The 15210-nt window shown below is 66.4% G+C and carries 13 protein-coding genes; 8 read left to right on the top strand and 5 right to left on the bottom strand.

What is annotated here, in order from left to right; all coding sequences use genetic code 11:
• The first annotated feature begins 346 nt into the window (after nt 1-346).
• Genes BFN33_RS53040 through BFN33_RS05275 form a run of 3 tightly spaced genes read left to right on the top strand, consistent with a single transcriptional unit; the run spans nt 347 to nt 2059 of the window.
• Entirely contained in the window at nt 347-637 is a 291-nt protein-coding gene (locus BFN33_RS53040) for an SDR family NAD(P)-dependent oxidoreductase (protein WP_057617517.1), read from the top strand.
• 16 nt (nt 638-653) lie between these two features.
• The gene (locus BFN33_RS05280; protein ID WP_057617515.1) at nt 654-1409 is read left to right on the top strand and encodes a CoA transferase subunit A; all 756 of its coding nucleotides are present in this window, start codon (nt 654-656) and stop codon (nt 1407-1409) included.
• Nucleotides 1409-2059, top strand: a complete 651-nt coding sequence (locus tag BFN33_RS05275; RefSeq protein WP_057617513.1) for a CoA transferase subunit B — start codon at nt 1409-1411, stop codon at nt 2057-2059. Before BFN33_RS05280 ends, BFN33_RS05275 begins: the two co-directional genes overlap by 1 nt.
• Before the next feature lie 994 nt (nt 2060-3053).
• Here the strand turns inward: BFN33_RS05275 and BFN33_RS51795 are convergent.
• Nucleotides 3054-3200 carry a hypothetical protein gene (locus BFN33_RS51795; protein WP_347336168.1) on the bottom strand — a complete coding sequence of 49 codons (147 nt, stop codon included), beginning with the start codon at nt 3198-3200 and terminating at the stop codon, nt 3054-3056.
• Between the two features lie 83 nt (nt 3201-3283).
• Between BFN33_RS51795 and BFN33_RS05270 the strand changes: the two genes are divergently transcribed.
• The 5 genes from BFN33_RS05270 (at nt 3284) to BFN33_RS05250 (ending at nt 8671) form a co-directional block, all read left to right on the top strand.
• A complete protein-coding gene (locus BFN33_RS05270; protein WP_057617511.1) occupies nt 3284-5023 on the top strand; it encodes an AIPR family protein in 1740 nt (579 codons plus the stop codon).
• 734 nt (nt 5024-5757) lie between these two features.
• Complete coding sequence (locus BFN33_RS05265) at nt 5758-6363, top strand: helix-turn-helix domain-containing protein (protein ID WP_176742301.1); 606 nt, start codon at nt 5758-5760, stop codon at nt 6361-6363.
• A gap of 129 nt (nt 6364-6492) precedes the next feature.
• Nucleotides 6493-6828 carry a hypothetical protein gene (locus tag BFN33_RS51790; RefSeq protein WP_141757944.1) on the top strand — a complete coding sequence of 112 codons (336 nt, stop codon included), beginning with the start codon at nt 6493-6495 and terminating at the stop codon, nt 6826-6828.
• A 57-nt stretch (nt 6829-6885) separates the two neighbouring features.
• The gene (locus tag BFN33_RS51785) at nt 6886-7350 is read left to right on the top strand and encodes a hypothetical protein (protein ID WP_199874021.1); all 465 of its coding nucleotides are present in this window, start codon (nt 6886-6888) and stop codon (nt 7348-7350) included.
• Between the two features lie 82 nt (nt 7351-7432).
• Complete coding sequence (locus tag BFN33_RS05250; RefSeq protein WP_069758633.1) at nt 7433-8671, top strand: PLP-dependent aspartate aminotransferase family protein; 1239 nt, start codon at nt 7433-7435, stop codon at nt 8669-8671.
• A gap of 294 nt (nt 8672-8965) precedes the next feature.
• Here BFN33_RS05250 and BFN33_RS49430 read toward each other — a convergent pair whose 3' ends face one another.
• The 4 genes from BFN33_RS49430 to BFN33_RS05230 form a co-directional block, all read right to left on the bottom strand.
• The gene (locus tag BFN33_RS49430) at nt 8966-10939 is read right to left on the bottom strand and encodes a TniQ family protein (protein ID WP_256122637.1); all 1974 of its coding nucleotides are present in this window, start codon (nt 10937-10939) and stop codon (nt 8966-8968) included.
• 309 nt (nt 10940-11248) lie between these two features.
• The gene (locus BFN33_RS52595; RefSeq protein ID WP_141757943.1) at nt 11249-11602 is read right to left on the bottom strand and encodes a hypothetical protein; all 354 of its coding nucleotides are present in this window, start codon (nt 11600-11602) and stop codon (nt 11249-11251) included.
• The gene (locus BFN33_RS05235; protein WP_069758630.1) at nt 11599-12846 is read right to left on the bottom strand and encodes an AAA family ATPase; all 1248 of its coding nucleotides are present in this window, start codon (nt 12844-12846) and stop codon (nt 11599-11601) included. Before BFN33_RS05235 ends, BFN33_RS52595 begins: the two co-directional genes overlap by 4 nt.
• Nucleotides 12843-15206 carry a transposase gene (locus BFN33_RS05230; RefSeq protein WP_069758629.1) on the bottom strand — a complete coding sequence of 788 codons (2364 nt, stop codon included), beginning with the start codon at nt 15204-15206 and terminating at the stop codon, nt 12843-12845. The genes BFN33_RS05235 and BFN33_RS05230 overlap by 4 nt, the downstream gene beginning before the upstream one ends.
• Nucleotides 15207-15210 lie beyond the last annotated feature (4 nt).

The raw sequence follows: 15210 nt of genomic DNA, 5'->3' as shown, positions 1-15210 counted from the left end.
CGAGGGCGCGCTGGTCGGCGGCGATCCGCTGCACGAGGAGGCCGTCGAGACCCAGCGGCTCATCGCCCGGGAAGGTGGCACCGCCCTCACCAGCGCCCCCCCCTGGACGTTACCGACGAGGGGGGCTCCCTACGGATCTGGGTCGAGGACGCCGTGGACGCCTTCGTTGGATCGGCATCGCCAACGCCAACGCCGACGCCGTCCGGTTCGGACCCGTCGGCAGCCAGCCAGCCCACGTTGTCGCCTCGCGGGCCGAGCTGAAAGCGATGTGGCTGACCGCCCACGCGGCCTGGTCTCACCTCGTCCGCAGCCGGGCTGCATCCTGACGGCCAGCCGGAAAAGCAGCGTGATCGCGCTGACCCGGCACATCGCCGCGGAAGGCGCCCCGTACGGCATCCGCGCCCACTGCGTCAGCCCGGGCCTGATCGACACGGACGGTTCCCCCGCCGACTTCCTTGCGGCGGACCACCCGAGGCGCGACATCGCTCGCCCCAACCCGCTCAACCAGGGCGGTGCGTCCGACGACATGGTCAACGCGGACGTCTTCCTCGCCTCCGACGAGGCGTCGCACATCACCGGCACCCATCTGGTCGTCGACGGCGGCCGGTCCACCGTGCTGCCCGGCGCGGTGCACTGAAAGGACAACCGACACCGTGGACAAAGTCATCGGCAGCGCCGCCGAGTCGGTCGCCGACATCCCCGACGGCGCCTCGCTCGCAGTGGGCGGCTTCGGCCTCAGCGGCGTACCCCAGGTTCTGATCGGTGCCCTGCATGCCCAGGGCACGGGCGGTCTACGAGTCGTCTCCAACAACTGCGGGGTCGACGGCCGCGGCCTCGGCGTCCTGCTCACCGACGGGCGCATTGCCCGGGTCACAGGCTCCTACGTCGGTGAGAACAAGGAGTTCGCCCGGCAGTACCTGTCCGGCGAGCTCGAGGTGGAACTCGTCCCGCAGGGCACGCTCGCCGAACGCCTGCGGGCGGGCGGCGCAGGCATCCCCGCCTTCTACACCCCGGCCGGCGTCGGCACTCAGGTCGCCCAGGGCGGCCTCCCCTGGCGCTACGCCCCCGACGGTTCGATCGCCGTAGCCTCCCCGCCGAAGGAGACCCGCGATTTCGCGAGCCGCCCGTACGTCCTGGAGCACGGCATTACCACCGACTACGCGCTCGTCCGCGCCTGGCGGGGCGATCGGCACGGCAACCTGTGCTTCCGCCGTGCAGCCGCCAACTTCAACCCGCTGGCCGCCATGGCCGGCCGCATCACCATCGCTGAGGTCGAGGAACTCGTCGAAGTGGGCGAGCTGCGTCCCGACGAGGTGCACCTACCCGGCATCTTCGTCCAGCGGGTCGTGGCCCTCACCGCTGACGAGGCCGCCGACAAGCAGATCGAGAAGAGGACGGTACGTACCTGATGGCCTGGACCCGCGACCAGATGGCCGCCCGCGCCGCCGCCGAACTCACCGACGGCTCCTACGTCAACCTCGGTATCGGCCTGCCCACCCTCATCCCCGGGCACCTCCCGCCCTGCGTGCATGTCGTCCTGCACTCCGAGAACGGCATCCTCGGCACCGGTCCCTACCCCTACGAGGACGAGGTCGACCCGGACCTGATCAACGCGGGCAAGGAGACCGTCACCGTCCTGCCCGGCGCCAGCTTCTTCGACTCCGCCCTCTCCTTCGGCATGATCCGCGGCGGCCACATCGACATCGCCGTCCTCGGCGCCATGCAGGTCTCCGCCCGCGGCGACCTGGCCAACTGGATGATCCCCGGCAAGATGGTCAAGGGCATGGGCGGCGCCATGGACCTCGTCCACGGCGCCCGCCGCGTCATCGTGCTCATGGACCACACCGCCAAGGACGGCAGCCCGAAGATCCTCACGGAGTGCACCCTGCCGCTCACCGGCGAGCGATGCATCCACCGCATCATCACCGACCTCGGCGTCCTCGACGTCACCTCGGACGGCCTCGCGCTGGTCGAGACCGCTCCCGGCGTCACCGCAGAGGCCATCAAAACCCACACGCATGCCCCGGTGCGTGTGGACACCCTCACGGCCGCCTTCTGACCGGAGCCCTCCCAGCCGCTCCCCGTCGCACAGGTCCTCGCGGCCGCGGACATGGCCGGGAGCCGCTGTCACCGCTGCACTCGAGCGGGGGATCATCCGGATCGGCTGGATAGCCTTATGGCGACCGAAGCGCGAGAGGGACCAGTGCAGGTTGCCCGTACCGCTGAAAACGCCATGCCCGCCACCTCACAGGCGCGGGTGAGCAGCATCTGGCCCGGCGGGCTGGCATGGCTCGTCATCATGGAATGGCTGATCAAACGGACTTGCAACGCTTACGGGGTTTGGAGCAGGCACTCGTCGACCTGTACCAGCGCCACAGGCACAACGACTTGTCCGCCCTATGCCCGCCTTCGCATGCCGCCACCCCCCAAAGGCGGGGCACACCAAGCATGAGCGGTACAAGAAAAGTAGAGGCCATGAAGAAGCGGGAGTCAGCTGCACCGGCTCCCGCTTCCCGCGCCGGACACCACGTACTGATGCCGGAAGATCGATCTTGATTACCGTTGCTCGCTCCCGATGACGCCTACTAGCGCTGCTGCGGCAGTGATCCAGTCTGGGCTCAGTCCAGCGCACGCAAGCACAAGCACAGTGATCGTCACGGTGATCACGACTATGTGCCACCGCTCCGCGCCGTGTGCCCTGCGTCCATCGGGGGAATCCACACACTGAGGTACGGTCACGTACTTCTCCTTCCAGGTTCGCCTGGTGGGTTCGCCGCCCTCGACGCAGGCTGGTTGGCAAGCCGGGTACCTGCGTAGGGGGCGGCGTCTCTTGGTGGGTCCATACCCACAGATCCCTTCAGGTGGCCGTAAAGCGACGCACAGTGCGATGCATGAGGGGGCGCATGGTGGATTCGTCTCGCCAAATGGACATGATCCTGCGCCTGTCGACCAGCGGTACCGTGCCAAGGACGCTGGGATACGCCACGCCGGTTATCGAGTCGGTGGGCCAGCTGTGCACCGATACGCCAAACCACAGGTCACCGAGAGGTACCTCAGCCGGGCGGTGTGAGCGTCTCGCCCAGCTGACGGGTCCGGCGTACGACCACCTCGTACAGGTCCTGTGCCGCCTGCGGCACGGACTCGGTCCTGCGACGCTGGAGCAGCCGTCCCCGATACACCAGCAGTTCTCTCCAACTCACACCATCACGCGGGCTGTTCACAACTGCACGAGCCTGCCAACATCGTTGTCCGGGTTTGACGCCTTGGTGGGGGGTGGTGCTGTATGACGTCCGTACAGAACAACGACCAGCGGCTTCTCGACCGCATCCTGGAGGACCAGCATCGGAAGCTGGCGCCGGACAAGAGCAGGGACGACTTCTTCACGTTCTTCGCTGCCGACAAGGCCTTGCAGGACTGGGACCTCGACAACGACGAAATCATGGACGGCATCGTGGACGGTGCTCATGACTGCGGCATCGACGGCATCTGGACCTTCGTGGACGAGCGCTACGTCACCGCCGATGCCCATCAGTTCCTGCCGCCGCGTGCCGGCAAGATCGAATTGGTGATCCTGCAAGCCAAGACCTCGACGGGCTACCAGGAGACCGTTGTCGAGAAGCTGCACTTCCATCTGCCGACACTGCTGGACATGAGCCGGGACGAAGATGACCTGGTCGCACACACGAACGCCAAGCTCCTGGACCGCACACGGCGTTTCCTGCACATCCTCGAAGAGCTGGCGTCATCGTTCCCGCAGGTCCGCATCAAGGTGATCTACGCCAACAAAGCCGCCGAGACGCCGCACCCCAACGTGAAAGCCAAGGGAGACCGGCTTCGGCGAGAGCTAGCGAAGATCACTTCGGACACCAAGGCAGATCTGGAGTACCTCAACGCCGCTGACCTACGCGAACGCACTGCCCGAGGTGCCAAAGCGGTCGCGCAGTTGGTATTCACCGAAACCCCGATGAGCACCTCACTCGGTGAGGGGTACGTGTGCCTGGCCCGCTTGGACGAGTACTACCGGTTCATCACCTCGGACAACGAAGCGCTACGACTGGAACTGTTCGAATCGAACGTGCGTGACTACGCCGGGTCCACTGCGGTGAACAACGCCATCGGCGAGACGCTCAAGTCCGGCACCGGCGAGGATTTCTGGTGGTTCAACAACGGTGTCACCGTAGTCGCAGACGCTGCCCAGATCGCAGGTAAAAGGATCGTCGTCAAGGAACCGCAGATCGTCAACGGGCTGCAGACCAGCCATGAGATCTACAGCTACTTCCAGAACGGCGGCCAGCACCGCGACCGCTCCCTTCTGGTCAAGATCGTGGTCGCACCCGAGTCCGGTACCGCCCGCGACCGCATCATCCGAGCCACGAACAGCCAGACCCAGCTGCCGGCGGGCGCCCTGCGCGCCACCGAAGCCATCCAGAAAGACATCGAGGAAAGCCTGGGCCACGCCGGTGGTTACTACTACGAACGCCGCGCCAGCTACTACCGCAACCTCGGCTTCCCTCTCGACCGAGTCATCGGCATGACCCGCCTGGCCCGGGAGTTCACGGCATTCGTCCAGCGCGAACCACACACCGCCCTGCGACACTCGGACGCACTGCTGCTTGACGACCAGCACTACGCCCAGATCTTCTCCCCCCGCCACGACCTGGACATCTACCGCCTCTGCCTCGACGTCCACACCCGCCTACGGACCTTCCTCGCTCACTACGCCGAAGACCGCCCGCTGCTCGGAGAAACCCTGGAGAACTGGCTCTACCCCCTGGCAGCCATGTCCGCCCACACGCTCACTAGGCTTAGGCAGCCCACCTCGCGGGACTTGCTCAACATCGATCTTGAGCATCTCAGCGACGACCTCATGTCCCGCATGACGGGCACGCTGGAGCAGAACTTCAAGAGCGCCCTGCGTCAGAGCAAAGCCGGCGGCGTCGACCGCATCGCCCGCACACCCGAATTCACCACCAAACTCCGCCAGGCCGTCATCTCCCAAAGCCGGTATCACATCGAACATTAACTGCCAGGCAGCAAGCCCGCCCTCGACACGCAGCGCGTCGAGGGCGCTGGAGCAGACGGTGCGGCGACGGCTCGGACGAACGATTACGCCTCGGCCATGGGTATCGCCGCGAGCGAGACGATCAGGTGTGCCTTCGTCGAACTCGGCGTCCCCGAGGAGGCTGATGAAACGTCCCGCTGAGGGGGTGTCCGGGAAGTCGGAGCGGGTGTAGCGGTGCGCGACGGCCGCCCACAGTGCCGCTGTGGCCCCGATGCCGACCGAGCCGGTGTCCGGGTCCTTCGGTCGGCTGGGGTATATCTGCAGCCTGCCTTTTGCGCGCAGTGTCGTCAGGTAGGCGGGGTCGAGGTCCGCCGAGCAGGTAGTTGATCGCGTGCAGGACCGGGGAGGCGTGCGGCTTGACTGAGACACGGTCGGAGTGGTGGAGGACATGGAACTACAGCGCGACCATGATGTCGACCATCGAGGCCGAGGACGCCTGAGGTCCGCCGACCTTGACTCCACTGCTGTTGGGCCGAACCCCGGTTTGCTGCGTCGACGATGGCGGCCGAGAGCCAGAGCGCGCGCCGGGAAATGGAGCGCAGTACGTCCGCATCTTCCTTCGACGGCGCTTTGAGGGCTCCGCTCCAGCCAAGGCCGATGCTGACGCCGCTTGTGGGGCTGGTTGGAGCGGCGATCATGCGGGGCGCTCCTGGATCGTCGTTGCGTTGCACTGAGAATGCACTATGATGCACTCCATGAACGGTAGTGCCAGCGAGCTCTCGGCTGCGATCGGAGCCAAGGTGCGCGCCGAGCGTCAGGGTCGCAAGTGGACTCTCGACCGGCTCGCGGACGCGGCCGACGTGAGCCGTCGCATGATCATCAACGTCGAGCAGGGCACCGCGAACCCCAGCGTGACCACCCTGCTGCGCATCAGCGACGCGCTCGGCATCGGCCTGCAGGCACTCGTGGCAGTCCCGCAGACGAAACGGGTGAAGGTCGTGCGCAGCGGTGACGGTGCCGCACTGTGGACCGGCTCGTGCGGTGGTCGTGGGGTCCTTCTGGCCGGAACCGCACCGCCGGACGTGCTGGAGCTGTGGGACTGGACCCTCGCCCCCGGGGACAGGCACGACAGTGAGGCGCACGTTCGGGGGACCGAGGAGATCCTCCAGGTGCACGAGGGCTCGGTCACCATCGAGGTCGCCGGCCAGACGGAGGTCCTGGAGGTTGGTGACGCCATCTCCTTCGCCAGCGATGTCGCCCACTCCTACGCGAACGAGGGGTCCAAGGGAGCGCGCTTCTCCCTCACGGTGTTCGAGCCCGGTGTGGGCGCCGGCGGGAAGTCGGAGGCGAGCCATGACTGACCGGTCAAGCCTCGATCGAGGTCTAGGTCCTCCTCGCCGGGGCACTGATCGGCTCCGCCGTGGCCACCATCCGGCCGGTCTACCGCGCCCGCCTCATCGCAGGCGACGGCATCGCCCCGGTCCACCAGGATGACGACGCCACCGAAGCACTCCTCGCTCGATCGAGCCGAAGCCGCGGCGAGCGACCTCCTTGCGGATGGCCCCGCCGAAGGGGTTCCCCATGTCGCCGTGTGGTACGAGGCCTACCGCGCTTTCGGCGCCGAGCCGCAGCGCACTCGCAACAGCCGTGAAGCGCTCCTGCTTCGCGCCAGTACTGGTCTTCCGCGGGTCAACGGGCTCACCGACCTGTACAACGCGAGCGGCATCATCCACCAGGTCCCGCTGGGAGGCGAGGACCTCGACCGGTACGCCAGCCCGCCACGACTGATCCGTGCCACGAGGTCGGGTGCGACGACCAGGGCGTGACGTGCCGCCGTTGGAACTGGCGCCAGGGGCCAACGTACACAGCGCAGCCCGGACACCATGCGTGCTCTGTTCATCCTCGACGCCCCCGCATCGATGTCCGGCACGCGCTCGCCACGGCGGGCGACGACCTCACCGGCCATCTGCAGCGCATCAGCCGCGACGTCCGAGTCGCCACCCGCCTCCCGCAGTCTGAGCCTCACCACCCCAGGAGCAACCGTGATCTGCTGCCAGTTCATCTTCAAGCCCGGCACCTACGACGACGACTTCCACCGCCTCGACCAGGAGATCGACGAGTACGCGCGCAGCCTGCCCGGATTCGACAGGGTCGAGAAGTGGGTGGCGCCCGAGGGAGACGTGGTCAACGCGATCTACTACTTCGCCGACCCGGAGTCGGTGGCGCAGCTGGGCCGATTCCCGCAGCACCGCGAGGCCAAGGGTCAGGTGCAGCGCTGGTACGACGGCTACCGCATCGTCGTCAGCGACATACGAGCCACCTACGGGGACGGCCGGCTGCCCGCCTGACGGTCCCTGTCCCACACGAAGACCCCGCGAATGAAGCGGGCCTGTCCTTGCACGCGCCCGCCCACGAACTCGAAGGCAGACCATGACCACCGACGAGAGCACCCGCAAACCCTTCACCCGGCCGGACAAGCACGACTACGACAGCCTGACGGGCAACACGTGGTCCGTGCACGGCGGCAACCAGGCCGACGAGACCACGGGCGCGATCCGCACCCCGATCATCATGGCGAACTCCTACCGCCTGCCCACGGATCCGACCACGATCGATGACCCCGGCTTCGAGGGCCTCGTCTACACGCGCGAGCACGGAGCGAACCAGCGGGGCCTCGAGGAGAAGCTCGCCAAGCTCGAGCACGGCGAGGCCGCCGCGGTGTTCGGCACGGGCATGGCCGCCCTGCACGCCGCGTTCTTCACCCTCCTCAACCCCGGCGACCACGCCATCGTCTCCAACGTCGTCTACATGCGCGTCGCAGGACTCTTCGACAACCTGTTCCCGGCCAAGCTCGGCATCGAGGTCGACTTCGTGGACATCACCGACCTGGAGGCCGTCCGCACCGCCGTACGACCCACCACCTGTCTCGTCCACACCGAGGTCATCGCCAACCCCGACCTCCGCGTCGCCGACGTGCCTGCCCTGGCACAGATCGCCCATGACGCAGGGGCCCTGCTCACCATCGACTCCACGTTCACGCCGCCGCCCCTCATGCGTCCGCTTGACCACGGTGCGGACCTGGTCATGCACTCGCTCACCAAGTACTACAACGGCCACGGCGACGCGATGGGCGGCGTCGCGATCGGGGACCGCGCCCTCGTCGAGGAGATGCGCACCGGCGTCATGTTCCACGTCGGCGGCGCCATCTCACCGTTCAACGCCTGGCTCATCATGCGCGGCTCGACCACTCTGCCGCTGCGACTCCAGCGGCAGTGCGAGAATGCTCAGGCAGTCGCCGAGTTCCTCGACGCAGACCCGCGCGTCGCCCACGTCGCCTATCCGGGGCTGGCCGGCCACGGTCAGCACGCCGCTGCGGCCACCCAGTTCACCGGCGGGTTTGGCGGAATCGTCTCGTTCGCCCTCGCCGGCACGCACGAGAACCGCCTGCGGTTCGTCAACGACCTGCGCGTCATCACCTCCGCGGTCTCCTTGGGGCACGACGAGACTCTCGTTGCGTACGAGCAGTACCCCGACGGTCCCTCTGCCGCGTTCGCTCCGGTCTTCCAGGAGCACGGCCTGATCAGGCTCGCCATCGGTCTCGAGTCCCGGGAGGACCTGATCGCCGACCTCGACGCCTCCCTCACCACCGCCTACGGTCCGGCCCGCTGAACTCCCAGCGTCCGTCACCCCAGGCCCCAGAACGAAGCCGGCCCCAGCCGCGACTGGCCGACCCATCCAGCCCTCACTGGCATCCCGCACGAGCAGTGGGACTCGCTGGTCACCGAGTTGGCAGCGGCCCGCGGGGCTCAGCGGGAAGCAGACCTCCGTCACCTCCTCGCAGCACCAGCACCCGAGCAGGCCAACTCGGCGCTCCCCGCTCACTCAGCACACCTAGTGCCGCCCTGCGTTGTCCTACGGGGGGTTGTTGGGCGGATTTAGTGAGGCGTATTTCGTTGGGGCTCATTAAGTCAGGGGCGACGACGAGTAGGACTCCGCCGCGAAGGCTGGGTGGTCGGCTCTCCAGGACGCCAGTGGGTACTGGCGTTTCAACTGACTCCGCCCCTCATCGAGCGCACGGGCGAGGCCATCGGCGTATTCGTTGATGCGTTGAAGGAAGCGGAGTCTGGTGCCTTTACGGTTGCTGGGGGTCTGCAACTGTCCGATGGCGGAGACCAAGGCCTTGGTACTTCGCTTCGCTTCACGGAGTGCCTCCACTGGTGGGCTGTGCAGGTGGTCGCCTTGCGTCACGCGAGCCCACACGAGCGCGGTTGCCGCGGTCCGGGTCAGGGAGGACTCCGCGTCGGCAAGGCGGACCAGACCTACGGTGAGTGCAGCAAGGTCCTCGGCAGGGATCTGCCAGGTGCTCAGCGTTCGACGACGAGTTGCGAAATCCACGTGCCGTGCGGCAGCGTCCAATTCCTGTGCGACGGTCTCGACCGCCGTGTCGAGCAGCGGCCATTGGCCGCCGGGCAGCAGGTTTCGCTTGAGCACGGTCAGGCTACGTTGGGCGGTGACCCACGGTATTCCAAGGATCACGGCGCATTGTGGCCAGGTTCCGCCGCCGGCCATTTCGACGAGCTTGAGGGAAACGACGCGGCGTAGATGGCGTGGCTTCCATACATCCCCAGGGGCCCACAGGGACGTCAGATCGCCGAAGTGCGCACCGATCCAGGTCTCCGGTGCTAGAGCGGGGATGTGCTCGATCCCGAAATGGCAGTGACGTGAAGGAACGTGTTGTCTTGCGTGGTGATGGCCGCCAGCACGGTTGAAGCCAAGGGACCGCTGGGCCAGAGCTCTTGACAGGTCTGGGGAGACGTCCATGCGTCGGAAGGCAGCACCGGTGTTCGCCTCGTTACGCGTGAATGCGGCGCTCGCGAGCGGTTGGATCCGCTCGCGAAGGGCCGGACCGTCCTGGCCGCGGTCGCCGAGCAGGGTGTCAGCGGCCAGCAGCAGTGCTCCGCACTCGGCCGGGCCTTGAGGGGCGGCCCATGTATCACGGGCGCGCCTGCCCGGGCTGCGGTTTTTGCGGAGGGCGGTCCAGGTGGCAACGTGGCGGGCAATCAGGTCGGCGACGGTGCTGGAGGGAGCGAAGCGTGCACTGTCAGGCCAGCTGAGTCGGATGAGTTGAGCAGCGGTGATCAGGTCGGAAAAGAAGTGCTGCTCAGAGTTTGAGTTGTTGTCGCTGGTCGCCAGCGAAGGTTTGGTGGGCATCAGATGCTGTTCGATGCGTCGTTGCAGGGCAAGCATCATGACAAGGTCGCTGCCCGGTTGCTTAGCTGCACAAGCCGTCTGGTCGAGTCGTGCTGCACACAGCGGTGTTCGGGCGCTGACACCGACTGCACCGGATGCGAGGAGATGGCGGCACTGAGCTGGGTGCAGGCCACCGATCGTGCGCTGTGTGATGAGCCCTTGCCGCTCGGTGTTCGAGGGCCGGTTCGGATGGCCTCCGCACTGCGGACATCCATGCTCCAGGAGGCGGCTGTGGGCGGTGCACGCGAAAGAGACCGGGATATGCCAGCGCAGTTTCCACCGGCCGCCATACGTGTTCTGGATGGTGCTCCCATTCCCAGCCAGGCAGTTGGGGCAGAAACGGCTGGACAGGTTGAAGGCCCAGGTGCGTCGGGCGGAGGTCATGTTGCGGCTGCCGCCCAGACGCATGGTAGCCAGCGGCGGATAGGAGGCGGCCATGGCTGACAGAGTGAGCGCGTGGGCTTCGCCGTTGTGCAGAGACGCAGCTGCCTCAAGAGCTGCGGTTGACTCCGCAGGCAAGGTGATCAAGTACTTGGCGGGTAGTCGGTGTTGGTGGCGGCTCAGCCCGCACAGGGAGGCGATCCTGGCGGGCGGACGATCCAGCCGGTAGGCCAAGCGCAAGAGCAGGCCTGGCAGGGACTCTTCCGGTAGTGGGGCGAGACTCCGTGCCAGTGGACGTGTCGTCAATGGACCGGATCTTGGTGTCGGACGGCAGTCTGGATGGCCCAGATCGGTACTTCAATTCGCAAGTGAGTTCTTTCGTTGCAGACTAAGGCGAGCCGGGCAGCCATAAGCCGCGAGCCGACGATTCAGAGTCACGGAGTGGCGATGCGTCGCCGTTGGACTGTGAAGGTAGCTTGCTGAACGAGCCCCTGCGCGTTGTTCGCAAAGCCGGATGGATTCGCATGTAGCGGCGCAGACCTAAGTTCTGAACCTGGGGGACGGAAAGACGCGTCGGGTGGGCGAATTCGGCAGCGGTCTCAGCGGGCGGCTCGATCAGGCGATCGGCAGCGAGACGCCGTTGGCTTTTGATTCCAGTACCACGGCTCTGCCAAACGGGTGGGAAATCGGCGCACTCGATAAGCCGGGCGGAGAAGGAGTCGGTAAAGACTCCTCTGGGCCGGATCGTCGTCGTGCACAGTGATGTGGCCCTTCTGCTTCCCTTATAAATGAGTTTGTGGACCGGGATGTCGGCTGTTCACCGGAGGCGGCGTCGGGGTGAGGCATGTCGACCGGGATGACGGTGAACTGGTTGGGCATGTCCTTGGTCAGCCGTTCAATGCCATCTTCGATGGCGAGGCGACAAGCACGGTCGTTCCAGGCAGCGTGCCAGGGGACGGCGTCGGTCATCCGGCGTTGCTTTCGGCCGGGCCATCATCGTCGAACACGGTGTTGCGGCCCGGGGACTGCTTCTTCTGTGTCGGCTCGTGGGGCGGGATGTGGGGCTGTTCGCCGGATTCGGCGTCGAGGTCGGGCATGTCGTCGGGGGTGACGGTGAACTGGTTGAGCAGGTCCTTGGTCAGGTGTTCGCTCTTGTCCTCCATGGCACGGCGGCAGCCGTGCTGCACGAGCTTTTCCAAAATGCCGACCACACCCTTGGTACGGGTGAAGAGATACTCGGGCATGTCGCCTTGGGTGAGCATGCCGGCGGTGTTGGTCAGCAAGCGCAACTCGCCTTCCAGGCGCCGGAGATGGACCATCCATGCCTCCATCTCCGCAGGCGTGGCGTACCTGAACGGGCCGAGGTCGACGACCTGGAAGCGGCGTTCGTGCTGGCTGGCGGCGTGGTCGTTGGCACTGCGGCCGATATCCTTGACCGGCTTGTAGATCCACTCCTGCGTCTTGGGATCGCGGCGGCCTTCGCGTAGCAGGCCCGAAGTGGGGATGCCGACGCCGACGAGGATGAGTGTGACCGGCATGCTCATCATTTCGCGGATCAGGTCGAGAACGTCCTGGTCGGCTTCACGGTGGAGCTTGAGGCGGGTGATGTCGTCGATGACGAGTGCCTTCGTGGCGTGCTCGACGACCGCGGTCTTGACGGTGCGTACGAGGTCTTCCAGTCGCATGCCCTTGTAGTCCTCGCCGTAGAAGTCGAGGATCCGCTGGCAGGTGGAGATGGGAGTGGCCTTGACCGGGCAGCGTACATAGGCGACGGGGGCGACCAGGTCGCGGGTGCCGGGCATGGCGTCGGGGTTTGCGTAGTTGTTGAGGGCCAGCCACTCCTCCTGGAAGCAGGCTAGGGCCTCGCAGATCGTCTCGGTCTTGCCCTGGGCGCCGTCGCCGTTGACCATGATGCCGCCGCGGGTCCCGGCTTTGTGGCTGAAGGCGCCGTCCTCGACGCGGGCGAGCACCGCGTGGGCGACGTGTTCGCTCATGGGGGTGGCCTGGATAGGCAGGGAGCTGTGTGTCGCGAGGCGATGCAGGTCGTGGATACGCTTCTGGCGCTTCGATAGGCGGCTGTACTCCTGTGCCGTGAGGATCGGCGCGGGGACGAAGGCTTTGCGGGTCTCGCACCATCGGTTCCAGCCTTCGAAGGTGGTGCGGTCGATCGCCGGGCCGGGGAGGAACGACAGTGGGTTCTGCTTCGAGGTCATTGGCTGACTTCTTCCTCGGCCTCGCTGGCCGTGATGGTTACGTCGTCTTCGTCGAAGTCGTCATCCGGCAGCGCCAACAGACTTGAGGCGCGTAGCCGTTCAGAAAGATCGGGGGGCGTGGGTAGTTGGTCGGGGACCGCGGCTTCACGGCGGCGCTGGCGTTCGCTGTTCACCGCATCGTGTACTTGCTGGGCGCGATCGTTCGGGCGCAGAGGTACGACCTTGCCGTCGGGGGAACCTGCCCGCGCTGCGGGAAGGGAGGCGGGCTGTGTCGGCGGCTCCTTCCTGACCGAGTTCCCGGGCCGGTCGGCGGCCGCCGCGGACGCCTGGGCGACTTCGCGTGCGTGCTCGGTACGCTGCCTCTTGGCGAGCTGGGTCGGCCACTTCTCGACCGGGATGTTGCCGCCGATCAACTCCAAAAGCACCGGGAGGAGCTCGGTGTCCGCTTTCGGGGCAAGACCCCGCTTGCGTAGTTCCCGCATGGCTTCACGGACGCGGGCGTCGCTGAAGGCGGGCACCTCGCCCTCCTCGGGCAAGCCCGTCCAGCGCAGCGTGTGCCACTCGTGGGTCCGCGGGTCCTGGAAGAACACGAAACACGGATCGCGTGGGTCGCGGTGGATGACGTACTTGTTCTTGTTACGGCCCCCGCGGCGAGAGAGCTCCCCGCGGTAGGGATCCAGGGCCGGGGCGTCATACCAGAGGTTCTTGATCTTCACGCCGCGCTTGCCGTGGATCATGACCTTGTGCTGCGGCAGGAGCTGGTAGTACAGCTCGGCGGGCGGAATACGCAGGGCGAAGCCGCCCTGGAACATCGCCGCCGCGAATAGGCTGTTGGGGCTGTGGTCGCCGCGCGGGTCCCAGCTTGGGGCGTACGAGCCGAACCGGCGGTTCTGCCAGGTCTCGACAACCCAGGTGGCGATGAGGTGTTCCATCTCCGTCACGGTCAGACAGGCATCCGCCTCCGGGTCCACGCCCCGGTCGGCGACATCCGTGCCCTGGTAGCCGAGCAGGAGGGCGAACAGCAGCGACCTGATGGCGCCGAACGTCCGCTCCACGGAGTGCTTGTCCGTGGGGCGAAGAACGCGGCTGGGTTTGATGTTCGCCTTGATGATCCGCTGCACTTCGACCAGGTGGTGGTTGCGGTAGACGGAGCCGTGATCGGTGGTGACCGTCTCGGGAGGGAAGAACGGCAGTCCGGCGACCTCGTACCCGGCGAACTCCGCGACCACGGTGTTGGGAATGCCGGGGTAGGCCCACTCCACGTCCTTGCCCCAGTCCGGGCGCATCGGCAGGGGCATCATCATGTCCCGCAGCACCATCGCCACATCGATCGAGCTGTCGGACACAAGACTGAGCCGGAAGGCGACGATCGAGCGTGTGTAGACGTCCAGGGCCAGCGTCAGATGCACGGACACCGGGTCACCGAACACGTTGTCCAGCACCTTCACCGGCAACACGGTGCTGTCCAGGGCCACTACCTGGCCAGGCCGGTGCACCACGATGTGCCGGCCCGTCGCGTACTGCTTGGCCTTCGCCGCCGAGCGTGCGTAGCGCTGCCGCGCTCCGTTGGAGCCGAACCACTCCCTCCAGATGGCCCGCAGGGTGTCGTAGCTGGGCATCTTCATGCTCGGAGCGTCGGAGGACTTGCCTCCCACTGGATCGGGCGTCTCGCTTTCCGTTGGACCGAATGTCTCGCGCACGTACTGGTGGATGAGACGTTCTTTGTCCCTCATGGTCAGCTTCGAGCGGCGCTGCGACTCGGCATACACCGCGTACAGGGCCTCACGTAATTCGGGCGAAATCTTGTGACCGGTGGCCTCCCGTAGCCACCGGTCATCGACCACACCCACCGGCCCGTACTTCGCCCGTGCGGTGTCCCAGCGAATCAGTGTCCGCAGGCTCACACGGTGCAGGCCGTTCACCTTTGCCTGCGCAGGAGCCTCGGCTGCGGCCTTCCGTAACTCGTCCACTTTCGCAAGGCGGCGCTCGGTCAGAGTCGTGGTGTTCGGGTCGTACTGCGGCCGTGGTTCATGCGGAAGCGCGGCGAGTGGATGACCGTTGCGGAAGCCCGTTTCGACCTCCCGCAGGTGTTCCATCCGGAGCTCCACGATGGTGCGTTCCCCTAGCTCTAGGTCGTCCATCGCCTTGGGTTGCCGGCCCCGGTCCGAAGCTGGCAGGTCCGCACGGGTCCTGGTCGAGGGACGGCAGTCCGGACGATGGATCAGTGCACTCACCGAGGTCTTCCACGTCTCGCCGTCATCGTCGACGAGCGTCACCCGGCCGAGGTGGGGCAGGCAGGATTGGATCCGCCACGCGGTGTCGCTGATGATCAGCTCGGCGCCCGGTTCCAGGTTCCACATGGCC

It is taken from the genome of Streptomyces sp. LUP47B (assembly GCF_001746295.1).
Taxonomy (GTDB): Bacteria; Actinomycetota; Actinomycetes; order Streptomycetales; family Streptomycetaceae; genus Streptomyces.
Note: the sequence above shows the minus strand (reverse complement) of the source record. Positions and strands in the feature narration are given on the sequence as shown.